The 23,035-nt window shown below is 51.4% G+C and carries 22 protein-coding genes; 8 read left to right on the plus strand and 14 right to left on the minus strand.

Annotated elements, in window-relative coordinates:
- Nucleotides 1–5 precede the first annotated feature (5 nt).
- The 3 genes from METH11B_RS0105490 (at nt 6) to METH11B_RS0105505 (ending at nt 3,939) form a co-directional block, all read left to right on the plus strand.
- The gene (locus METH11B_RS0105490) at nt 6–1,361 is read left to right on the plus strand and encodes a glycerate kinase type-2 family protein (protein ID WP_026601162.1); all 1,356 of its coding nucleotides are present in this window, start codon (nt 6–8) and stop codon (nt 1,359–1,361) included.
- Between the two features lie 24 nt (nt 1,362–1,385).
- Nucleotides 1,386–2,645, plus strand: a complete 1,260-nt coding sequence (gene glyA / locus METH11B_RS0105495) for a serine hydroxymethyltransferase (RefSeq protein ID WP_026601163.1) — start codon at nt 1,386–1,388, stop codon at nt 2,643–2,645.
- Nucleotides 2,646–3,219: 574 nt separating this feature from the next.
- Nucleotides 3,220–3,939 (plus strand): hypothetical protein, encoded by a 720-nt coding sequence (locus METH11B_RS0105505; protein WP_026601165.1) that lies wholly within the window; start codon nt 3,220–3,222, stop codon nt 3,937–3,939.
- A gap of 475 nt (nt 3,940–4,414) precedes the next feature.
- Here METH11B_RS0105505 and lolD read toward each other — a convergent pair whose 3' ends face one another.
- Genes lolD through fur form a run of 3 tightly spaced genes read right to left on the minus strand, consistent with a single transcriptional unit; the run spans nt 4,415 to nt 6,778 of the window.
- A complete protein-coding gene (lolD, locus tag METH11B_RS0105515) occupies nt 4,415–5,113 on the minus strand; it encodes a lipoprotein-releasing ABC transporter ATP-binding protein LolD (protein WP_026601166.1) in 699 nt (232 codons plus the stop codon).
- Entirely contained in the window at nt 5,106–6,353 is a 1,248-nt protein-coding gene (locus METH11B_RS0105520; RefSeq protein WP_026601167.1) for a lipoprotein-releasing ABC transporter permease subunit, read from the minus strand. Before METH11B_RS0105520 ends, lolD begins: the two co-directional genes overlap by 8 nt.
- 2 nt (nt 6,354–6,355) lie before the next feature.
- Complete coding sequence (fur, locus tag METH11B_RS0105525) at nt 6,356–6,778, minus strand: ferric iron uptake transcriptional regulator (RefSeq protein ID WP_036276943.1); 423 nt, start codon at nt 6,776–6,778, stop codon at nt 6,356–6,358.
- A gap of 116 nt (nt 6,779–6,894) precedes the next feature.
- Between fur and METH11B_RS0105530 the strand changes: the two genes are divergently transcribed.
- Entirely contained in the window at nt 6,895–7,449 is a 555-nt protein-coding gene (locus METH11B_RS0105530; protein ID WP_026601169.1) for an outer membrane protein assembly factor BamE, read from the plus strand.
- Between the two features lie 19 nt (nt 7,450–7,468).
- On the opposite strand, the gene METH11B_RS0105535 is transcribed toward METH11B_RS0105530, so the two are convergent.
- The 5 genes from METH11B_RS0105535 to METH11B_RS0105555 are packed head-to-tail and all read right to left on the minus strand — an operon-like array spanning nt 7,469 to nt 10,273.
- Nucleotides 7,469–7,942, minus strand: a complete 474-nt coding sequence (locus METH11B_RS0105535) for a LabA-like NYN domain-containing protein (protein ID WP_026601170.1) — start codon at nt 7,940–7,942, stop codon at nt 7,469–7,471.
- A gap of 7 nt (nt 7,943–7,949) precedes the next feature.
- Nucleotides 7,950–8,264, minus strand: coding sequence for a pyrimidine/purine nucleoside phosphorylase (ppnP, locus tag METH11B_RS0105540; protein ID WP_026601171.1), 315 nt, complete (start codon nt 8,262–8,264; stop codon nt 7,950–7,952).
- Between the two features lie 35 nt (nt 8,265–8,299).
- Complete coding sequence (locus METH11B_RS0105545; protein WP_026601172.1) at nt 8,300–8,887, minus strand: tRNA (mnm(5)s(2)U34)-methyltransferase; 588 nt, start codon at nt 8,885–8,887, stop codon at nt 8,300–8,302.
- Nucleotides 8,862–9,923, minus strand: coding sequence for an NAD(P)/FAD-dependent oxidoreductase (locus METH11B_RS0105550; protein WP_026601173.1), 1,062 nt, complete (start codon nt 9,921–9,923; stop codon nt 8,862–8,864). Before METH11B_RS0105550 ends, METH11B_RS0105545 begins: the two co-directional genes overlap by 26 nt.
- Entirely contained in the window at nt 9,923–10,273 is a 351-nt protein-coding gene (locus tag METH11B_RS0105555) for a HopJ type III effector protein (RefSeq protein ID WP_026601174.1), read from the minus strand. The genes METH11B_RS0105550 and METH11B_RS0105555 overlap by 1 nt, the downstream gene beginning before the upstream one ends.
- A 231-nt stretch (nt 10,274–10,504) precedes the next feature.
- Here METH11B_RS0105555 and METH11B_RS26245 point away from each other — a divergent pair, with 231 nt between their 5' ends.
- The 4 genes from METH11B_RS26245 to METH11B_RS0105575 are packed head-to-tail and all read left to right on the plus strand — an operon-like array spanning nt 10,505 to nt 15,057.
- The gene (locus METH11B_RS26245; protein WP_231499587.1) at nt 10,505–11,146 is read left to right on the plus strand and encodes a polysaccharide biosynthesis/export family protein; all 642 of its coding nucleotides are present in this window, start codon (nt 10,505–10,507) and stop codon (nt 11,144–11,146) included.
- Between the two features lie 25 nt (nt 11,147–11,171).
- Nucleotides 11,172–12,512 (plus strand): TonB-dependent receptor, encoded by a 1,341-nt coding sequence (locus METH11B_RS0105565; RefSeq protein ID WP_026601176.1) that lies wholly within the window; start codon nt 11,172–11,174, stop codon nt 12,510–12,512.
- A 1-nt stretch (nt 12,513) separates the two neighbouring features.
- Complete coding sequence (locus METH11B_RS0105570; RefSeq protein WP_026601177.1) at nt 12,514–14,256, plus strand: LPS biosynthesis protein; 1,743 nt, start codon at nt 12,514–12,516, stop codon at nt 14,254–14,256.
- Between the two features lie 18 nt (nt 14,257–14,274).
- Nucleotides 14,275–15,057 (plus strand): CpsD/CapB family tyrosine-protein kinase, encoded by a 783-nt coding sequence (locus METH11B_RS0105575; protein WP_026601178.1) that lies wholly within the window; start codon nt 14,275–14,277, stop codon nt 15,055–15,057.
- Nucleotides 15,058–15,105: 48 nt separating this feature from the next.
- On the opposite strand, the gene METH11B_RS0105580 is transcribed toward METH11B_RS0105575, so the two are convergent.
- The 6 genes from METH11B_RS0105580 to METH11B_RS0105605 form a co-directional block, all read right to left on the minus strand.
- Complete coding sequence (locus tag METH11B_RS0105580; RefSeq protein WP_026601179.1) at nt 15,106–17,493, minus strand: tetratricopeptide repeat protein; 2,388 nt, start codon at nt 17,491–17,493, stop codon at nt 15,106–15,108.
- Nucleotides 17,494–17,647: 154 nt separating this feature from the next.
- Nucleotides 17,648–18,307: a hypothetical protein gene (locus METH11B_RS0105585; RefSeq protein WP_026601180.1), complete on the minus strand. Its 660-nt coding sequence runs from the start codon at nt 18,305–18,307 to the stop codon at nt 17,648–17,650.
- Between the two features lie 11 nt (nt 18,308–18,318).
- Nucleotides 18,319–20,013, minus strand: coding sequence for a putative porin (locus METH11B_RS0105590; RefSeq protein WP_026601181.1), 1,695 nt, complete (start codon nt 20,011–20,013; stop codon nt 18,319–18,321).
- Between the two features lie 18 nt (nt 20,014–20,031).
- Complete coding sequence (locus METH11B_RS0105595; protein WP_036275632.1) at nt 20,032–20,694, minus strand: energy transducer TonB; 663 nt, start codon at nt 20,692–20,694, stop codon at nt 20,032–20,034.
- A gap of 11 nt (nt 20,695–20,705) precedes the next feature.
- Nucleotides 20,706–21,110 (minus strand): ExbD/TolR family protein, encoded by a 405-nt coding sequence (locus METH11B_RS0105600; protein ID WP_020482301.1) that lies wholly within the window; start codon nt 21,108–21,110, stop codon nt 20,706–20,708.
- A 129-nt stretch (nt 21,111–21,239) separates the two neighbouring features.
- Nucleotides 21,240–23,027 carry a DUF2341 domain-containing protein gene (locus tag METH11B_RS0105605; RefSeq protein ID WP_026601183.1) on the minus strand — a complete coding sequence of 596 codons (1,788 nt, stop codon included), beginning with the start codon at nt 23,025–23,027 and terminating at the stop codon, nt 21,240–21,242.
- Nucleotides 23,028–23,035 lie beyond the last annotated feature (8 nt).

The raw sequence follows: 23,035 nt of genomic DNA on the forward strand, positions 1-23,035 counted from the left end.
TCGATATGCCCACCAGAGAGCCAAGTTTACGCGAACACGCAACCGCCATTTTTCAAGCGGGTGTGGCGGCGGCCAACCCCTATATTGCCGTCAAACACTTTCTGAACGCCGATAGCGAACTATTACATATCGGCTCGCCACAAACCGGCTACCGCAGCGGCGACTGGCGATGCATTCATCTAATATCATTCGGCAAAGCCGCTTGCGCAATGGCGGATGCGGCGCAAGCGATTATTCCCGAGTCTTGGCTTGCCGCTAAAGGCATTGTCGTGACTAATTACGACAACATTGATGTCGTAGAAAATTGCCAGGTATTCGGTGCCGGCCATCCGCTGCCGGACGCTGCCGGTTTGCACGCCGCAAAGACCATCGCTAATCGTTTAAGCAGTGCGCAATCCGGGGAACTGGTGTTAGTGCTGATTTCCGGCGGCGGCTCGGCATTGCTGCCCTACCCGGTCGCCGGCATCAATCTGGCGGATAAAATCGCCACCACCCGTTTATTGCTGGCCTGTGGCGCAACCATCAACCAAATCAATTGCGTCCGTAAACATTTATCCCAGCTCAAAGGCGGCGGCCTTGCCCGACTTGCCGCACCCGCCGATTTGCATGCACTGATTCTATCCGACGTATTGGATAACGATTTAAGCGCCATTGCCAGTGGCCCCAGCGTGCCAGATGATACGACTTTCGGAGATGCCGTCGCGGTACTCAAATCCTTCGGCATTTGGCAGCAAATACCGCTTAGCGTCCAAAAGCATTTAGACGAAGGCGTGCAAGGCTTACAAATCGAAACCCCGAAAAGCGGTGACCCGCTCTTCCAACATAGCAGCCACACCTTGGTGGGCAGCAATTCCACCAGCGTAGATGCCGCAGCGAATGCCGCAGCCGACTTAGGTTACCAAACCCAAATTTACAGCAAGCAGCTATGCGGCGAAGCGCGTTTGGTTGCCGAGCAACTGGTGCAGCACGCACTTTCCATTTCGGCGGACATAGCTCAACCTACCGCCCTTGTCGCCGGCGGCGAAACCACCGTTACCTTGAAAGGAACCGGCAAAGGTGGTCGCAATCAGGAAATGGCTCTCGCCTTTGCGCTAGCCGCGGAAAAATATGGTCTGAATAACGCGTGGACGTTTTTAAGCGGCGGCACTGACGGGCGCGACGGCCCCACCGATGCCGCCGGCGGCATCGTGGATAACGACAGTTTGCAGCGCATACGTGACGCGGCTCTCGACCCAGACGCCATGCTGAACGATAATAACGCCTATCCGGCCCTCAAAGCCGCTAACGATTTACTGCTGAGCGGCGCGACCGGCACCAATGTCGCCGATTTGCAAATTCTGCTGCTGCATCCCAACGCATAACCCGAACTTACTTTAGGAGACCCCATGTTTAGCGAATCGATGACCATCAAAGGCTTTGATGACGAACTATTTCAAGCGATGGAACAAGAACGCCAACGCCAGGAAGACCATATCGAACTGATCGCCTCGGAAAACTATGCCAGCCCCCGGGTTCTGGAAGCGCAGGGCACCGTACTGACCAATAAATACGCGGAAGGTTATCCGGAAAAACGCTATTACGGCGGTTGCGAATATGTTGACATCGTCGAGCAATTAGCGATCGATCGCGCCAAAGAACTGTTCGGTGCCGATTTTGCCAATGTGCAGCCGCATTCCGGTTCACAAGCCAATATGGCGGTGTTCATGTCGCTAATCCAACCCGGCGACACCATCCTGGGCTTGAGCCTCGCCGACGGAGGCCATTTAACCCACGGTGCGAAACCCAACTTTTCCGGCAAAATCTACAACGCCATCCAGTACGGCTTGAACAAAGACACCGGCGAAATCGATTACGAGCAAGTCGAAGCACTGGCTTTGGAGCACAAACCCAAACTCATCATCGCAGGGTTCTCGGCGTATTCGCGCATTTGGGACTGGCAACGCTTCCGCGACATCGCCGATAAGGTAGGCGCTTATCTGGTGGTGGACATGGCCCATGTCGCCGGCTTGGTTGCCGCTGGTTTGTACCCCAACCCCCTGCCAATTGCCGACGTGGTCACCAGCACCACCCACAAATCCCTGCGCGGCCCTCGCGGCGGCTTGATTTTGTGCAAAAGCAATCCAGACCTGGAAAAAAAGATCAACTCCAACATTTTTCCCGGCATTCAAGGTGGACCGCTGATGCACGTCATCGCCGCCAAGGCCGTAGCGTTTAAAGAAGCCCTGACTCCGGAATTTAAAACCTACCAACAACAAGTGGTGAAAAACGCCCGAGCCATGGCCGAAGTGTTTGTCAAACGCGGCTTTGACGTGGTCTCCGGCGGCACCGACAACCATTTGATGCTGGTGTCATTAATCCCCAAAGGCATCACCGGCAAGGCCGCCGACGCCGCCTTGGGCCGAGCGCACATCACCGTCAACAAAAACGCCGTTCCCAACGACCCGCAATCGCCTTTCGTCACCAGTGGCATCCGCGTTGGCACCCCTGCCCCCACCTCGCGCGGCTTCAAGGAAGACGAAGTTCGCCAAGTGGCGGAATGGATGTGCGATGTGATGGATAATCTGGAGGATGAGAGTGTGATTGATGCGGTTAGGGAGAAAGTGCATTTGTTGTGTGCTAGGTTTCCGGTTTATTCGGCTGGGTAAGATTATGTGTCGCTATCGCGACAGGTGTTTTTAAGTCGGGTCTCGGCCCGACAGCAGAGATACTTTCGCTACGAAAACCATCCTTGGTTTTCGCCCTGCGGGCCAGCCTGCCGGCTGTTCAAATTCGTTCCGTACGAATTTGTGCTTGTCCAAAGAAAAGTATCCAAAAGAAAAGACACCCGAATGCCGCTTGTTTCCTGCGCTCCGAAGCTTTTGAACGGGGTCGCCGAAAGGGGCTCCCTGCCCCTTCGGCAACGCGATGCATCCCTGCATCGCCCCTAGCGGGCTGCTCACTCGGTACATCCATGTACCTCGCCCTTCGGGTGCTGCGCATGCAAATCGGCTATCCTGCCGATTTGTCCGTCCAAAAGCTCCGGTGCTCGGCGCCGCATAGGGGAATCAACACCGTCCCGACTGTGAAAGATTTTGGGGGATTGTTCAGAATTTTGATGTAGCTCCGAATAGTGAAGCGTATTCGGAGGAACGAGAGATTTAGTTTGAACATACGCCCGATTACGCTGTGCTAATCGGTATCTACAAGCTCTCAAGCTGCAACGTTGTTTATGGAGGAATTATGAAAAAGGCCTTGGTTTTTACATTAACTGCACTTGTTACAGCTTGTTCCGCAACCGATATGCGCCCTCGCCTGGAACAATCGATTGTAGATGTTCCGAAAACTCAGTTTTCCACCGCAAAAACTGTGGAAGAGATTAGGAGTTTGCGCCCACAGGCAACTGTCCCATTAAAAATCGCCGTAGTACCAGCAAACCGCCGTAGATCGGAAATTTCAAAAGAGGAGCAAGAGGCTATAAAGTCGTGGGGCGAAAAATTTAAGACTTTAGGCTTTGTTAAAAGCTTTGAAATCGTCCCTCATTCCTTAATATCAAATTGCGGCTATCAAAGCGAAGGCGGATGCTTCTCCAACGAATCTCGCCTAGCCGGCGCAAGAATGGGAGCCGATGCCGTCTTGTTTATTAACGATAATACGGATACTGATTCATACGTAAACCCATTAAGCGTATTGAATATATCCATCGTCGGAATGTGGCTGGCTCCGGGACATCACCGAGACTCGTATTCCATATACGAGGCGTCCCTTTTGGACATCAACAATGGCTATTTATACGGATTTGCGCAAGATAGTGGCGAGTACAAAGCAATTCGCCCATATATGTACGCGAACCGGAACACCGGGCAGAACGAAGCTCGGTTAGAAGCGTTAAACAAAGTTTTTCAAAAACTTTATGCGGCAGCCGAAGAGCAGATGAACAAAGATACAAATTTGAACAGATAGTTCTCAGTGACCCGTCAGGTAAGAAGCGAAGCCTATGGCTCAATCAGCAACGCCGTAAGTTGAAATTGGTAGGGCGTCAAATAGGCGTAGCCGTATTGCGCCGTATGTTGGCCTTTAATCATTCGGCGCATTACGCTATCGCTTATACGCCCTACCAAGCTTCGTAAATAATAAGCCGCGGATTTGGCGGGGGGGGGGGAGCTCCCGTATGCCGCGCCGAGCACCGGAGCTTTTATCGAGATCAGCCCGAAGGGGCACCGCATGGATGCGGTGCGTCGGCAGAGGGGCTGGGAAGCCCCTTCTGCCGACCCTCGATAAAAGCTCCGGAGCGCAGGATCAAAGCGGCATCCGGGTGGCGTTTCTTTTGGTGACTTTTCTTTGGCCAAACAAAGAAAAGTTACTCGGCTGTCGGGCCGAGACCCGACATTCAAAAAACCTTCGCGTTAGCGACACATAACCCCGACGACCTGCATTATCAAGAATGATGCACCCGCTCCGGCACAATCACCCCATCCTCCATATACAACACCCGATCCATCCTTGCCGCCAAATCCGGATCATGCGTCACCACCAAAAAGCTCACCTGCAATTCCTGGTTTAACTCCAGCATCAGCTGATAAATCTGCTCGGCAGTTTTGCTGTCCAAATTACCGGTCGGCTCGTCGGCCAAAACACACTTGGGCTGATTGATCAAAGCCCGAGCCACGGCTGCACGCTGCCGTTCACCGCCGGACAATTCGCCGGGCTTATGCAGCATGCGGTGTCCCAGGCCGACGCGTTTGAGCAATTCGGCGGCTTGTTGCTGGGCTTGCTTGATCGATTGATTGCCGATCAACAGCGGCATGGCGACGTTTTCCAGAATGGTAAATTCGCCCAGCAGATGATGAAATTGGTAGATAAAACCCAGTGAGCGATTGCGTAGTTGGCTGAGTTTGCCGGCGCTAATCTTATGCAAATCGGCGCCATCCAGCATCACCGAGCCGGAGCTGGGTTTTTCCAGACCGCCTAACAGATGCAGCAAGGTGCTTTTCCCGGAACCGGACGCGCCCATAATGGCGACGCGTTGACCGGCTTGAATCGCCAGATCGACGCCCCGCAACACTTCGACGTTAAGGTCACCCTGCGCGTAACGCTTGGTTAACTGCTGGCATTGCAAGACGATGGCATTATTCATAACGCAACACCTCGGCCGGATTGATACGCGCCGCCTGCCAAGCTGGATACAGTGTCGCCAGCAAGGACAGTAAAAACGCCACACAGGCTATCCAGTACACATCGGTCCAAATCAGTTTTGACGGCACTTCGCTGATGTAATACACATCGGCTGCCATAAACTGCACGCCAAAGGCTTTTTCGATGGCCGGCACGATGGTTTCCACATTCAAAGCCAGCAACACGCCGCCAACCGTACCAAGTAAGGTGCCTATGCTGCCGATGATGCAGCCCAGAACAATAAAAATGCCCATGACCGAACCGTTGGATAAACCCTGAGTTTTCAGAATGGCGATGTCACCGCGCTTGTCGGTGACCACCATTACCAGCGTGGAAACGATGTTAAACGCCGCCACCGCGACGATCAGCAACAAGATGATGAACATCGCCCGCTTTTCGGTTTGCACGGCGCGGAAAAAATTACTGTGAGCCTTGGTCCAGTCGCTAACCCGAAACTCATCACCCAGCGTGTCAGCCAAGCCTTGCGTGATGCGCGGGGCGTTGAATAAATCATCAAGCTTCAAACGCAAACCGGATACGGCTTGCTCCAAGCGGAACAATTTGCCGGCATCATCGAGATGCATCAGCGCCATGTTGCGGTCGTATTCGTACATGCCAACTTTGAACACGCCCACCACGGTGAAGCGTTTCATGCGCGGCATGATACCAGCAGGCGTGGAGTTAATTTGCGGGGTGATGATGGTGACTTTATCGCCCATCATGACGCCCAAGTAACTGGCCAACTCGGCACCCAAGACAATGCCGAATTCGCCCGGGACCAAATCGTTCAAACTACCGAACATCATTTTGTTGGCGACTTCCGATACTTTGGCTTCGTATTCGGGCAGCACGCCTTGCAGCAACGTGCCGCTGACTTGGCGGTCGGCATTGACCATGACTTGACCGTGAATAAACGGTGCCGCGCCCTCTACATGCGGCATGCTGCGCGTACGCTGCTCCAAGGCTTGCCAATCGTCGAGCTGACCGTAGCGGCCCGTAATGGTGCTGTGGGCGGTCATACCGAGAATGCGTTCGCGCAATTCCGCTTCGAAACCGTTCATCACCGACAGCACGGTAATCAAGGCGGTTACACCCAGGGCGATACCAAGCACGGAGGTTAAGGTGATGAACGAGATAAATTGAGTGCGTTTTTTGGCGCGGGTATAGCGTAACCCGATATACAGGATGAGAGGTTTAAACATGCTCAGGCTTTTGGGGGTTTACAAGCGGCGCAGTAGCCGTAAAGATATAGACTGTGATCGGTAAGCGTGTAACCCAGTCTCAGGGCAATTTCCGATTGGCGCTTTTCTATGACGTCATCGGTAAATTCGTCGACTTTTCCACACTTCATGCAGACTACATGATCGTGGTGACCGCCGCTATTCAGTTCGAATATCGAGTTGCCGCCCTCAAAATGGTGACGATTTACCAAGCCAGCAGCTTCAAACTGAGTCAGCACACGATAGACGGTCGCCAAGCCGATTTCTTCGCCTTCAGCTAGCAAGATTTTGTACACCTTTTCGGCCGACAAATGTCTGTCATCCTGCTGTTTTTCCAGAATCTCCAGAATTTTGATTCTGGGCAAGGTCACCTTTAAGCCCGCATTACGCAAATCCTGAGTTTCCACAAGCCCGCCTCCTTTAAACCGATAATCCGCAACATTGTATCGTTTTTTGCGCCGAGCCGCTGACAGAATTATGGGATAATGGCCCATCGTTTGTCGTCAGACTCCATTCACTCCTCATGAAAAAATCGACTTTTTTGCTAGCGGCCGTCACCAGTTTATCGATTAGCGCTTGCAGTACCATCCTCACCAACTTACCCGGCGTGTACACGCTGGATATTGAGCAAGGCAATATCATCGATCAAAGCATGATCAATCAGCTCCGGCCGAATATGACTAAACGCCAGGTGCTCTACATTATGGGTTCGCCAATGCTATCCGATGCCTTCCACGAAAAACGCTGGGACTATTTATATTCCGAACAACCGGGCGGCGAAGACCGGGTACAAAAACGGGTGTCCTTATTTTTCAATGGCGACAATTTGATGGGTGTGCAAGGCGATTTCAGGCCCAGTTCGATGCCGGTCGTCAAAGAATCCACGGAAACCAGTGTCGATGTACCAAAACGCGATCTGGAACGCTCGATGTGGGAAAAAATCAGCGGCTTGTTCGGCAGCGACGAACCCGATACCTTTGCTCGTAGAAACAATCAAAACGCTACCGAGCCCAAAGAAGCCGCCAGTTCCGCAGAGAAAGGCAAAGAATTGGTGGAAGAAGACCCCGACAAAAAATAGGTGATCCGTTGGAAACGCTTTACAGCAATAGTGCGCCGGCTATCGCGATAAAATTGTCGGCTGCCTGAATCAAGGCCGGTGCGGTTAAACTATGAATCCCGTAAACATCGCTGGCAGTGCCAAAATCGTTGCGCACCTTTTGCAACAGCAACTCGAAATCGCCGTCGCCGGACAATAGAATAATGCGATCCGCCCGCGCAGCATAATCCATTACATCCAACGTGATCCCCACATCCCAATCACCCTTGCTGGTGCCGTCGCGGCGCTGGATATAGGGCTTTAGTTTGACGGTAAAACCGATGTTTTTCAGGATTTGCTGAAAACCCTGCTGCTTGCTGTCGCCGCGATCAGTGGCATAAGCAATGGCAGCGACAACCTGTTTACCCGCGGTTGCCTGCTGCCAAAACGCGCTGTAATTGAAATGTTTCTGGTAGCGTTGCCGGGTGGTGTAGTAAATATTCTGGACGTCGACAAAAATCGCTACTTTTTCCATCCAGCGCTTACTTCAAAAAAGAACAACAGTAATCGCTGGCAATACTCACCTTCATCGTGAATGCCGCGTTGCCAGGTACATTGAAAGACTCGCCGCCTTTCACGGTTTGCCAGGCATCGTTACCAGGCAGCAACACTTGCAACTCCCCGGCCAGAATTTCCATCAACTCGGGCTCAGCCGTGTTGAAGGTATATTCGCCGGGCTGCATGAATCCCAAGGTTTTTGAAGAACCGTCGGCAAAACGTATCGTGCGGCTGTTTACTTTGCCGTCGAAATAGACATTGGCCTGTTTGACGATGGTGACGTTATTGAATTCTGACATGATGCACATCTGTTACTAGTAAAAAAGGAGCGCAATCATAGCAGATCGGCTTGTTTGCGAATAACAAAAAGCCGGGGCGCGCTGGGCTTGTCGTGACTGCTAAGCACAACTTCCGAACTGAAACACGCCCCATCCAACTGCCGGCACCATGCCGCCAACTGCTTGGCTTCCAGATCGCCGCCGGCGTGACCGGGATAGGCTAATACCGTGATCACGGCACGCGGCGCCAACAAATCGCACGCGGCATCCAAGGCGGCCAGCGTGGACTCTAATTGAGTAATCACGGTTTTGTCGGCACCGGGCAAATAACCCAGATTGAACATCACCGCCCTGACCCGGCCATGCCATTGCTCGGGAACATGGGACAGCATATCGGCATGGCTGGCGAGACGCAGTGTCACCCGGCGCTGCAAATCATGCTGAAGTAAACGCTGAAAACTGTTGATCAGCGCTTGCGGCTGAATATCGAAGCCAAACACATGCCCGCCGATTCCAACGCTCCGCGCCAAAAACGCCGTATCGTGACCGTTGCCCAGCGTCGCATCCAGCGCAATGTCGTCCGGCTCAAGGTATGAGCCGACGATATCGTGAGCAATTTCAAGCAGGGAAATGCGATTTATCATAGCGGCGTATATTACAGGCTGGCGGCAAGCCGGCGTTCTGTTGCAGGTAATCGGCAAACCGTGCGGCATACCAGGGGATAGCCAAACTGCCCTTGGCGCCAAAACCATTGAAAATATGCAGTTGCGAATGTCGAGGATGAGTGCCGATAAATGGTTGTTTATCCTGCGTGGCCGGCCGGATTCCGGCCCGATGCTGATAAACATCAAGGGATCGCTGTTGAGGACAAACCGCACGCAAGCTCGCCAATAATGCGGTTTTCGCTGCTTGGGTCGGCAAATTATCTAGCTGATTGGTATCGAAAGTGGCGCCGGTCTTAAAGCGCCCGGCCCCCAATGGAATCAGCCAATGCCCGTAATTCAAAATCTGTTGCTGAATATCTTGCCTGCTCTCACAACCGAGTATTTCGCCTTTTGCCAATTGGAAAGGCAAATACTTGAACCATGGATTGCTAACCGACTGATAGCCTTCGCAGAACACGATGTGCCGCGGATAGATACCCTGCCACCGCAAAGTCGGTTCAAGGTGAATATCGCTGTAATGCAGGCTATTGCGCCGATAACAGTTTTTGTTCGAAAAAAAATCGCGCAGCTGACTCAACAATGCTTCAGTCCGTAAATAGCCGGTTTGCCGCTGTTGCAACACCCCGTTCGGCGCGTCGATTCGTTCGGGAGCGTGTGCCAATCCCGTCAAATAGTCGCGATAATCCGGCTGACGTAACCGGCGCTCGGCGATTTCAAGCTCTTTAGCGCTGCGCAGAATTTTCAGCATCGGCATTTGCAGATAAAAGGATTGGCCAAACTGCGTACCGAGTTGCCGATAAGCATGCAGCGCGGCCGGTAGCAATGTTTCGACATCCACCTGCTTGACCAAGCGCTGGCCGGTAACCGGGTTGATTAAACCGGCTGCGACTTGCGAGGCGCTTTCGGCTCCGTCATCCACCACCACTATGCGCGATTGCCGTTGCAATAATTCCCAGGCCAGTAAACTACCTGCCAAACCCTGACCGACCAGCAACACATCGATTTGCACAGCCATTATTTGGCTTGCAAGGCCTCGCCTTTAAACACAATGCCGCCCCAACCATCGCGCATGAAGTGCCTGATATTTTGATGATCGTTGCCGGCCGGATTCCCCAACACGTCTTGGCGATAATAATCGCCGAATAGCGCCAGAGTTTGTTCGACAGTCAGTTGTTGCAATTTGGCGAATGCAAAAATCTTGCAAGAGCCCTCGTTACAGCCCGGGTCGTTGACCAAAGGTTGTTGCAAACCGTTACTGAATTCAGTAGGTTGGTATTGATAATGCTCGGCGATAACCGCTATGGTTTCCTGAAATTGGACCGCTTGCCCAGACTTAACACGTTGTAGAAATTCGTTCACCATCATCGCCTTACTCCGAAAGCTTTATTAATATTTGGTTAAATTACAGTCTAATTCGAACAAAACACAGCCATTCCCGGTTATAATCGCATGAAATGTCTAGGTGTTTCTCACCGACGACTGCGTTTGGGATCGTCTTATTATTGTTATATTCCGTTATTAAAATCCGGCCCTACTTTGGCGTTTGGTTCGGAACGTACGGATTGCAACCTCAATAACATCATAAAGGAATACATTTTGAAACAGATAATTACTCTTTTCTCGTTTTGTCTGCTTTGCTCCACCACTGCCTTAGCGGAACCGGAAACCCAGATCCCACCCGCGCCGCCCATAGATCCTCTAAACGCTACCACCAGCCCGGCACCGACGGTGACTATCGAACAGACCAACTATGCGGCTTATCAGCTGTCTCCAGGCGACGCATTGGAAATCACGGTCTGGAAAGAAGAAGGCTTGCAACAATTGCAAATCCTGATTTCCCCGGACGGCACGATTATTTTCCCCTTGATCGGTACCGTCGGCGCCGCCGGCAAAACCATTACCGAACTGAAAGATAATTTGACCAGCAGGCTGGCCGACTACATATCCGACCCATCGATTTCGGTTAAATTACTCAACAACCAGGGCAACTCCATCTTCGTGATAGGTAAAGTCAATAAACCGGGACAAGTATTTTCCGGCAGACGCCTGGACGTTCTGCAAGCACTAAGTCTGGCAGGCGGCCTGACCGTGTTTGCCAAGGAAGGTTCGATCAGCATTATTCGCCGCACCGGCGATCAAGTTAAAGTGTTTCCTTTCGACTATAGCGATGTGATTGATGGCGAAGATCTGGAACAAAACATCCTGCTGGAACCGGGAGACACGGTCACCGTACCCTAAACGGAACTAGATAGAAGCACTATCTATGAAGATAAAAACGGATTTTTTGCTACCCGCGTTGGTTCTGTTCAGCACAGACGGCTATGCGCTGGATTTGTTGTTCAAACCTGAATTTAATTTTAGGGAGCGGTATGACAATAATGTACGCATGCAGATCAATCCAACACATAGCAATCTGATCAGCACCATATCCCCTGGCGTAATGTTCGGGTATCTTGCCGACGACAACGAATTGAATACTCGCTTCAGATGGAATGAGTTGATTTACAGCAGCGATTCGGCACTGGATTTTTCCGAAAAACTCGTCAACCTCAGCCACAAATATCAAGGCGAACGCTTCAAAACCGATCTGGCTGCTAGCTACGCGGAAGAATCCTCGATCAATAACCAACTCGACCCTACAGTAATCGACCCAACACAGATCAACGAAGCACGTGGCGTACAACTTCTCGTGCCACGAAACACCAAATCAGTCTCTCCGACTGTCACTTACAATCTGAGCGAAAAAAACTCCTTACAATTGGGTTATAGCTACCAGGATGTGGCATATGACAGAGCGCAAAACCTGATAAATAACCTCAATTACTCGGATTATAGTTTCCAACAATACTCGGCAACGGCCAGCCATGCCTATACCGAACGCTTGTCATTTAACCTGACAGGTGCGTATTCGGTGTATGAATCGGCAAACGAGAGCCCAGGAACCGGTCTTTTCAATCCTTTTCCTTTTCCTGTACCATTGCGATTTTATCAAACCGCGCCAATAACAACAGGCTTCAGCCAAAAATCGACTACGTTCACTTACCAAGCGGGTGTGCAATATCTATTTGACGAGCAGACCCAATTAGCATTTTCAGCAGGGATTCGCGACACAACAACTGACAGCTCGCAATTCACCAGTTCGTCAAACCCTGCGCCGGAGCTTAATAGTCGGTCTTCCTTATCCAAAAACACCTTGGGCAATGTGTTTTCGGCAAGCTTGGCTCGTAAAAGCGACTGGGGTGACTTTAGCTTAAGTGCCGGACAACAGCTCAACCCGGCCAGCACCGGACAGCAGCAAACCTCAACCACATTTTCAGCTCGAGGTCGTTACAATCTCACCGAACGCTTGTCTACCGGTATCAACGCCAATTACTTGTTATCTGAATCGATATCCACTTTTAGTAACGATACCACCAGAACGAATAACCGCACTTTCATTACCCTATCACCGAATGTTCAATGGCGCTGGACGCCGGAAATCAATTTGGATCTGTCTTATAGCTATCGCCAGCAAGTAATCGAGTCGAACAATCAGACCATAACCGGCGATAGCGTACAACTGCAATTCTCTTATCAACCTCAAATCAATCGTCAGGTGAAATAGCGTGGAAAATCAAGCCATCGACATCAAGGACTACCTAAAAATCATCAAACGACGCAGAAAGTTTTTGATTATTCCGTTTCTAATCATCGCGCTAATCAGCATCGTTTTGGCAGTGCTGTTACCGGCTGTGTACCGCTCTACTTCCACCATTTTGATCGAAGCGCAAGAAATCCCTGCCGAACTGGTGCATTCCACCGTCACCACCTTCGCGGACCAACGGATTCAGATGATCAGCCAAAGGATCATGACCCGACCGAATTTGACCGAAATCATCAAGAAATACGATCTCTACGCCGAGGAACGGCAAAAAAAACCGGAAGAAGTGATTCTGGAAAAAATGCGTAAAAGTATAAAAGTGGAAACCATCAGTGCCGACGTTGCCAATAATAAAAGCGGCCCGGCCCAACAAGCCACCATCGCCTTCACACTGACATTCGACGACAAATCGCCACCGCTTGCGCAAAAAGTAGCCAACGAATTAACTTCCTTATTCCTTAAGGAAAACATCAAATCGCGCACCGAATCCGCCGAAAATGCGGCATTGTTTTTGAGCGAGGAATCCAAACGCCTTAAAGCCAAAATTCAGGAAATTCAACAAAACCTGGCTACGTTCAAGGAAAAAAACCTGAATCAACTGCCGCAAATCAGCGCCATGAACCAGCAAGAACTGACCTCCTTGAGTAACCAGTTATTGCAATTGGATAGCCAAGAGCGAACACTGCAAGATAGGCGTTATTACCTTGAAGGCGAACTGGCGCAAATCGATCCCAACACCATGGCCACCAACGCCGTGGGCAATCGGGTGTTCGACATGAAAGACCGTTTGAAGGAACTGCAATCGCAATATCCATCCGTATTATCTAACCACTCCGCCAGCCATCCTGATGTGATTAAAATCAAACGGGAAATCGACTCATTACAGAAAGAAATCGGCTCCAATACCGATCTAAACGCGATGAATGGCGAACTAACCGACAGAAAAGCCGAATTGGCCTTGTTGTTGAAACAGTATTCGGACAAACATCCGGACGTCGTGAAACTGCAAAAACAAATCAGCGCCTTGCAACAAAGCCTGAGCACAGCGAAACAAAGCGACTACAGTAACGCCAACATTCAACCGGATAATCCCGCCTATATCACCTTGAAATCTCAGCTGGCTTCGGTGAATACGGAGATAGAGTCTTTGAATTTCACTCGTGGCCGTGTGCAGAGCAAAATGGAAGAGTTGCGCTCAAGCCTACGCCAATCGCCATTGGTTGAAAAAGAATACATGGATTTGATTCAGGATCTGGACAATACCAATCTGCGCTACCGGGAAGTAAGCGCCCGTGAAATGGAGGCGCAAATCTCGCAACAATTGGAGATGGAAAGAAAAGGCGAGCGCTTCACCTTAATCGACCCTCCGCAAGAGCCGTTGCAACCGGTTAGCCCTAATCGAATTGCAATTATGGTATTGGGTATGGTGTTGGCTTTGGCCAGCGGTTTTGGCGCAGTCGCGTTGACCGAAATGCTGGATTCGACCATCAATAGCCCAAAAGCAGTCGCCGCGATTCTGGGCGTGGAACCTTTGGCTTCGATACCTTATTTTGAAAGCCAAAAAGAACATCAAGCTTATAAAAACGAAAGACGGCTGTTGTTGATAGGCATGGCAATAGCCGGCATTCTGGCTGTCGTTGCTTTTCATTTTATCGTCATGCCGCTAGATGTATTTTGGTACAAATTACTACGTGTCGTGGGCAATTAATCAGTTAAGGGAAAATTTATGAACCCCATTGAAAACCTCGTGGAAAAAAACAATCCAGCGGCCGCTTCATTAGCCAATCAACCGGGCGACAAAGTCAGTATCGCTTATACCCAAACCCGGGTACACAGTCCGGATCAAAACTTACTGAAGCAAAACCGGATTATTTCCGCGGCGCAGCCCGGCAAATGGCTGGAATCCTACCGAATGCTGCGCACCCGCTGCCTGCAACAAATGGACGCAATGGAATGGAAGACGATGGCTATCACCAGCCCCAGCGACGGCACCGGCAATAGCTTAACGGCCGCGAATTTAGCCATCAGCATGGCGATGGAACTTGACCGCACCGCCCTGCTGGTCGATGCCAACTTCCAGAATCCCAGCATAAACCAATTATTCGGCATTCAACCGGGCGCGGGTCTAAGCGACTATTTGTTGAACGACACTGAACTAAGCTCGATGCTGATTAACCCCGGCATTGAACGTCTGGTAGTGCTGCCGGCCGGCAAACCCTTGTTTAACTCGACGGAAATGCTGCGCTCGCCGAAGATGGTACGACTGGTTAACGAACTGAAAAGCCGTTACCCCTCGCGTATCATTATTTTCGATATGCCGCCGATTTTATCGCACGACGATACGCTGGGTTTCTCGCCATATGTGGATTGCGTGTTATTGGTGATCGACGAAGGTCATACCAAGACCGAGCAGTTGAAGCACGCAGCCTCTTTGTTAAAAGACACCAACGTACTGGGGACAGTATTCAATAAAGCCACCGATAATAAAATCGGCTATACCGGGGTTTAGACCGGTTTGACGTGGCTACTTGCGGTAGCCACGTCACTGCATTTCCTATCAGAGTTTACTCAAAACATCCTTCGCTTCATTCAAGCCGTCGAATTCCACTTTTTTATCGACCGCTTTTTGCAAATACTCGCGGGCTTTAACCGGATCGTTTTGCTTGAAGTAGACCATACCCAAATGATAATTGCTGATCGGTGATTGCGGATCGCGTTCGATCACTTTCAACATGATCTCTTTAGCCTTGTCGTAATTGCCTTGTTTATAGGCAACCCAAGCCGCCGTATCCATCATGTTAGGGTTATTGGTCTGCAACAAAGGTTCGGCCAATTTGGCGGCACGTTCCAAACTATCCGGACTGGACGAAAAATCCGACAAGTAACTGGCCAGATTATTAACCGCAACCACCGAATCCGGATGCAGTTTGTAAGACTCTTCGTATAGCGCCAGAACCTGCTCATGTTGACCATCGCGATGATACAAACGCGCCAAATCATCGACCAACTCCAATGCGCCCTTAGTCTTCTCAATACCCTTTTTATAAATATCGATGGCTTCGGCCTTATTTTTTTGCGCCAGTTCGATCAGGGCCAAATTCCGATAAGGGCTATACCAATCCGGTTTAATACTTAAAGCCTTTGTGTAAGCTGTTTTTGCGTCCGCGAATTTTTGCTCGTTCAGATAAGCGCCGCCCATCAGGTTATAGGCAATAAAATGATCCGGCTGCTGTTTGATGACTTGCTGCAATTTGCCGATAGCCTTATCCGACTGCTTCAATACCAAATAGCTTTTTACCATCTCGGTCAAAGGCTCAATCGCATCAGGCTTACGCGCCAGGGCCTGTTGAAACGCTTCTGTGCTGGCTTCCAACTTACCTTCCGCCTGATAGCCCAAGCCGGACATGTAAAAGCCGGTGGCATCCTTATCCGATAGCTGTTGCACCTGCTTAGCAATGTCCTGTGCCTTATCCCAATGCTTTTGCGACAACTCCATTTTAAACATCGCCTCCAAGCCTTTCAGACTTTTCGGATTGGCTTTCATCAGTGCTTCAAGCTGCTGTTTTGCTTGATCCTGGTGCCCGGCTTTCATATGCAAGCCAACCAAATCCAGCCGGGCGGTCTCATCGCCCGGTGCGACGGCAACCACTTTTTCCATGTTTTCTCTGGCCAGTTCTTCCTCGTTATTGCGCAGATGGGCCGCGGCCAGCATTTTCAATACGCCGATATTATTGGGTTGATCAACCAATACCGAGCGAAAATCGGAAATTGCATCGGGAATTTTGTTTTCACCCAAGGCAAACTGACCACGTAGCGTCAAAGCCTCAGCATCGCGCGGATTGCTATCCAACACTTCTTTGATCAAGGCTTTAGCCTCGTCGCCACGCTTGGTCATGGCATACAAGGCAGCCAATTTATTCCGCGCGGTGATGCCGCTCGGTCCCAACTTATCCTGTTCGACGACTTCTTTCATAGTCGCTTCGGCCTTATCGATTTCCTTTTTGGAAAGCTGGATATTGGCCAGTTTGAATTTCAACTCATACGCTTGCGGCTTTTGCTCTATCATCGGCAACAGCTCGGCAATCGCCACTTCCGGACTGCGTTTTTCCAACAGGAAATCGACTAAATACGTCTTGGCGGTATCGTTGTCCGGCAATTTGCTGACCGCGTCGCGCAGAGTAGCTTCGGCTTTATCGACTTGTTTGGTACCGACTTGGAACAAAGCTAACGTACGGTAATGCTGTAATTGCTGCGGCTCCAGTTTGACAATTTCCACCAACATTGCCTCTGAATCGGCAATCTGATTGTTTTTAGCGTACAAGCCGGCCAGCATGCTGCGCAATGCAACATTATCGGGCTTCTTTTCAATAGTTTGCTTCAATAAAACAATCGCTTCATCGACTTTATCCAAACGCGCCTTAATAGACGCCATCATCAACGTCGCCGGCACATCGTCCGGACTGTTTTTCAAGGCGCGCTCCACCGTCATAATCGCGCCGTCGCTGTTATTTTTGGCTGCTTGTACGCCGGCGAACAACACCAACGCCTCGACATTATCCGGTTCCTTCGCCAACGCTTCGCCAACCATTTTTTCTGCATCGTCTACCGCACGATTCAACAATAACAACTGGCCGACCCGCACCCGCGCCATCACGTGATTTTCGTTGCCGGCAACGACGGTACTATATTCCTTAAAGGCATTTTCGATTTTGCCTTGCTTGCTCAGGGCTTCCGCGATTTGAAAGTGAGTTTCCCAGTCCTTAGGATCGATTTGCAGCACGTTTTTATAGGCAAGCAACGCTTTTTCATAATCGCCCGCTTGATATAGCTGTTTGCCTTCTTCCATGTATTTCGCTTTCCGTTCATCGGCGCCGTTACAGGCCACCAAGCCGGTCGATAACACAACAATGCCTAGATTTTTTAAAAAATTTTGTTTCGTTGCCATTAGTCTCTCGATAATTCGTGCGTTTGATTATGTAGCCGCCATGATGGAGCGCCGCTTTTTGGGATTTTAACTTATTTACGCGACCAAGCCTTAAGGCTTTCGGTAAATCGGCGAGGGTCGAGGTGCGGCATGTTGCCGCACCTGAGTACAGAAACTATTGGACGCCAGCCGGCGCTGTGCCGATATCTGCAGCGGATTGTTTTTGATATTTACCGGCGTTCAACTTGTCCTCATATTCCTGAACAATGGTTTCCATTTCGACACTATTGAATTGCAGCAAGGCTTCATTCTGCAACACACTAGCCAGTGCGCCTTTGTTTTCGTAGCGTTCCAGCAATTCCTTGGCAGCCTCGTAAAGTTTCACATTATGAGTATCGCAAACACCCAATTGCTGTTCAGTTGCTTGCTGCTTGGCATTTATTGCGGCTAATTGCGCCTGTAAATCCGCTTTAGCCTGACTCACTTCCTTATGCTTTTCAATCACGTCGGAGAGTCTGGCATTGGTTTTCTCTAAACGCTCTCGCACCTCGCCGTTGGAGTTTCGCTGCGCGGACAACTCGCTGCTGATTTGCTCCTTGGCTGCAACCGCCGCCGAATGGGCTTTTTTCAACTGCTCAAGCTCTTGTAAATCCTCGGCTAACTTGGCCGATTCGGCCTTTGCCGCATCCCGCTCGGCCGTCAGGCTTTTGACCATGGCTTGCAGCTTTAACACGGCGCCGTCGTTCTTGGCGGCCTCACGCGGCGCGGCCTGACCGGCAGACCAGCCGCTACTGACAAGCAGAAATAAAACGGCAACTATCGGAAATGTGTTCATTGGCAACCTACCTAGAATTGCGTATTGACATCGATCTGCAACACATCGATACCGAGAGGGGGTCCAGTGATGATATCGGCACTCAACCAGCGACCGGTCAGCCAGACGTTTTTCATCAAGCCATAGTTACCGCCGATGAACCAGCCTTTGCTGTTGGTACCGCCGAGGTGGAGGTCGGAATCGGTGAAAGCGTCCAATACCGCATCGCGCTCCACGTACTTGTAGGCGGCAAACACATTCCAATGCCCGGCCACCTCGGCTCGCGGCCAACCGAAATCCGCCCTAAACTGCCAGGCGTTGGTTTTACCCTCGACCACGGTACCGTTCAGCATCCGGCTGACCGCAGCTTTATTAAAGCCGACGTTTTTGGCGTAATCACCGCTTAAGCGCAAGCGATAGGGAGCGAACATGGCCATTTCGTAGGAAATATTGGCATTGACAATGTTGTAATCGGACGCCAAGCCGACCATACCCGGATTGGAAGCCAACGCCCCGGTGCCTTCTCGGCAGATCGACGCTAAGGTATTGCCGCCCTGCATGAATTCAGGCCGTGAAGCGGTATTGCCACGCGTATTGAGATCGCAAGTACCTAAAACGCTAGTATTTTGCTTGGCTTCGACGTTGACATAATCGAAATAAGCCAGCGCCGCCTTTAAATTGTCTTGATTGATAAAGCCCCAATCGACCCCGACCTGACCGCCGAACAACCATTTATCGCTGCTCAGTGCCGACTCTTGCAGCGGAAACGCACCCGCCGTGGCAAACACGGAATGGGTTTGATCGTCGTTGGCCATCAAGCTGTCCGAACCGCCCAAACGGTGGCGCACAGTGCCGGCAAAACCCTCGAAAGATAAATCCGTATCCCACACCAATTCGCTACCGCCGGTAAATTCGCCGCCGCCGGTATACCAGGGATTCTTGATACGACCGCCCGACAAGGTCAGCCATTTGAATTTGTTATCGTCGAACGCATCGTATTGCAGATAAGCCCTATCCACGGTGAAATCGTATTTTTGCCCGGTAAATCCCAGAGACTGGTTGGTGGATACCGGATCGCGTTGATTACCCGTGGCCAAACGCACACCGGCCTTCAATCCATCAGTGACAATGGCATCAATACCCAAGCGCAAGCGTTCGCGGAAATGTTGTCTGTCAGTAGTGGTATTCAAGAATTGATCCACACCCGCCGCGCTCAGACCGCCTCTTTCGTTAACCGCCTGCCAATCGATATAAGAATTGGCGATATTTTCGTCGGCCATGTATTCATGCTGCGAGCGCAGACGAATATCACCGGATAATTTGAAGCGTTTGATCCAGTCAGGTAGCGCATTCGGCATACCCCATTGCTCGTTCTTGGCCTTTTGCATCACATCGCCGACCACTTCTTCGCGCAGCTCACTGCGCACCTGCTGACGAATCTCGTCTTTGACGAAGTCAGGCACATAAGCCACGCGCACTTCATCGGCCGGCACCGCTTCCTTGGCACCGGAGGCCTTGGCTTCAGCCACCTGCTGGCCCGCTTCGACTTCGGCTTGCTTGATCATCTCGTTAGCAGCCTTGTCGGTAATCACGCCTTGTTTGACCAGTTGTTTGATCAAATTAGTGGTGGTATTGCGCAGTTTCAGCAACTCTTCCTTTTCTCCGGCCTGCACGGTGCCGATCAGCCCTGATAGTGCCAGGGCCATCAGCTGTTTTTTCTTCGCCATTGTTTTACCTGTGGATACTTAAATACGTGATGAAATTTTTAACTTAATCGGCTGCTGCATGCCCGGCGGCGGTGCCTCCGCGACTCGGTCGAATTTGTTTAACAAGCGGCTGAGCAATTCGTCTATGTCCGCATCGTTGCTGCCCTTGGCCAATTCCACCCGTTCTACAGAGCCGTCGGCTTTCAGCCAGACCTTGACGATGGCGGTATAACCTTTACGGCGCAATTCTTCGTGGCTGCTGAGAATGTTCAGAATGCCGTTCTTGACCAAACCGCCGTACCAGGCAAACGGGTTGCCGGCTCCACCGCCGAACAGCCCGGTGCCGCCCTTACGGGCTGCCAGACCAAAACCGTCCGAACCGGCCGTGCCCTCGGCATCCAGGCCAAGGTCGCGCGGCGGTGCTTGTTCCGGTTCGGGTTCCGGCTCAGGCTCGGGTTCCGGATCGGGTTCCTTGATTTTTTCCTTGATTTCCGGCTCGGGCGGCTTTTCTACTTTCGGCGGTGGCGGCGGTGGGGGTGGAGGTTTAAATAAGGTAACCGCCTGAATTTTTTTCTCGTTTTTCGTCGGCTTTTTGTCGACGAACTCCATAATGATCTTAACGACGTAAAAAATCGCGATAGCGGCGATTACGGCAGCGATAAGCATCGGTATATAAACCCGCCAATGTTTCTTGTTTGACATGTCGCAAGGCTTTATTTGGTCAGATTTTGGGTAACCAGACCAACCTGGGTAATTTCCAGTTTGCCGAGCAAAGCCAGAATATCGACGACGCTTTGGTACTGGACAGTGGCATCGCCCTTAACCACCACCGGCAATTCCGGATTGGCGGCCTTGTATTGCATCAACGTCGATTCCAGTTGCTCCATCGTCACCGGAAAGGTATCCAGAAACAAAGTACCGTCCGCCGTCACCGTGATGGCTTTGGTTTGCGGCTTGGCCAAACTGGGCGTATTACTGGCCTTGGGCAGATTGACCTGCACGCCTTGCACGGCCGCCGTGGTCATCAGAATGAACACCACCAGCAACACATAAGCCAAATCCAGCATCGGCGTGACGTTGATTTCGTCGTACGCTGCGTTTTCTTCTTGAACTTTCATTGAGTATTCTCGTGATCCACAGATCGGGTTTCGGAAGTTGGGTTCGCTCGATAGAGCGCAATCCGGCACATCGAAGCCAACATGCCGGCTTAAGACTAGCGCCTAATCCGACTTACATTTCTTTTCAACTCAGCTATGCTGCTCGGCGAGTTTGGCGACGAATTCATCGACGAACACATGCATGTCGGCGGTCACCGCCTTGATGATGCTGCCCAGATAGTTGTAGGCAAACAAAGCCGGAATCGCCACGCCCAAACCGGCTACGGTAGCCGCCAAGGCCGCTGCGATACCCGGTGCGATAGCGTTGACATTCACTTCGCCGCTGGCCGCAATCGCCGCGAAGGTAATCATTACCCCGACCACGGTCCCCAGCAATCCCAGGAACGGTCCGCCGGAAATCGCGATGGTCAGCAGTACCATTTGCGAATTAAGTTTTTGCAGTTCCCGGACCAACACGCCATCCATGGAGGCCTTTACCGCATTCAATGCCTGGGCGGACAAGCCTTGTTCGGCCGCTTCGGCACCCACGCTTTTAGCCAGACGTTTATTCATTTCCTGCACGCCGACATGGTAGATGCGATAAATGGAAGAGCCGGCAAAAGCCGCATGATTGCCGGTCAAGGACAGCAACAACGGCGATTCGTCATAATCTTCCTGGCCGTCTTCGTCCTGGTGATCCAGATTGCTAATATTTTTGGCGCCTAATTGGCTGAAGGCTTCTTCGAATTTTTTGTTTTCACTACGCGTGCGATTCAAGACAATCGCCTTGCTGACAATCACCAAGGTACTGACGACAAACATCACCCCCAGAATACCGATGATGACCCAGCCGTCCACGGTGACGTTATCCAGCGTCGACATCAAATAGGATTCGCCACCCTCTTCGCTGTCGGGCGTGCTGTCTTCGCCGTAGTTCAACAATGCCGACGACTGGCCTTGCATGAGCGCCGCGAATTGTAGGTAATTCTGATCCCTCGCCACTTTGGCAATACCGAACTCGTCAATGGCGCCGACTAAGCCGCGTGAACCGTCCACCGCCGCGCCGATACTCATATCGCCCAACAGCGACGGCACACTCGCCGGCAAGATACCGACCGGCTTACCGTCCACGTATAGCGTGAAACCGTCCTTGTTACCGGCGACCGACAAATACTGCCAAGTGGCCAAATTCAGATCGGCGGAGCTGACCAACTGCTTACGATTAACTTCCAAAACCGGGGTTTGACCTCTAACAGATAAAATCAGCCCATCGCGCGCAAATATCACCCCGTCGGTTTGGGCCTGATCGATTTTCACCCATGCCGAAACTGTCCAGCCAAATTCGACAGCCATCTGAATGGCGGGCGTTGCCGCAATGCGTATCGATTGACTGCCGTTAAAACCGCCAGCTTCGCCAATGGCCCCACCTTCCACGACCGTTTGCGTAGCGGTAGCCGGTTGATTGGCGTACGCCGTAGCGTCTTTCACCGGACCGGCCTCGAAGTGATAGGCCACCGCTTGCGCCACATCGAAAATACCCGGCGCATCCTGGCCATCCACGGCTTTGGGATTACCGTAATACATCCAGAACATCGGCTCGTCGGTCGTCGCAATATCCTTGGGCAGTTTCACCCAAATCAAAGCCATCTCATTGAGCGGGTCGATTTTCTCGATATAAAACTTCAACGGGGTTTTATCGTCGCCGGCCATGAAGCGCAAATCTTTGCCGTTTTCGCCCAAATCGGCGAAGAAGCTAAAATTGCCGGTATGCAAACGCACCAGCACCAAGCCTTCCGCTACCGGCGTCACGCCGCCCTGCTGCAATTGCTGGGCGTCTATGGTTATTTTCTTTCTATATCCCCAGTCGTCGTTCCACCAAGCTTGGGCCAGTCCGGGCATCGCCAACAGGGCCGCTACTAATAACACAATCCGTTTCATGATCACTC

This window comes from Methylomonas sp. 11b (assembly GCF_000515215.1).
GTDB lineage: Bacteria > Pseudomonadota > Gammaproteobacteria > Methylococcales > Methylomonadaceae > Methylomonas.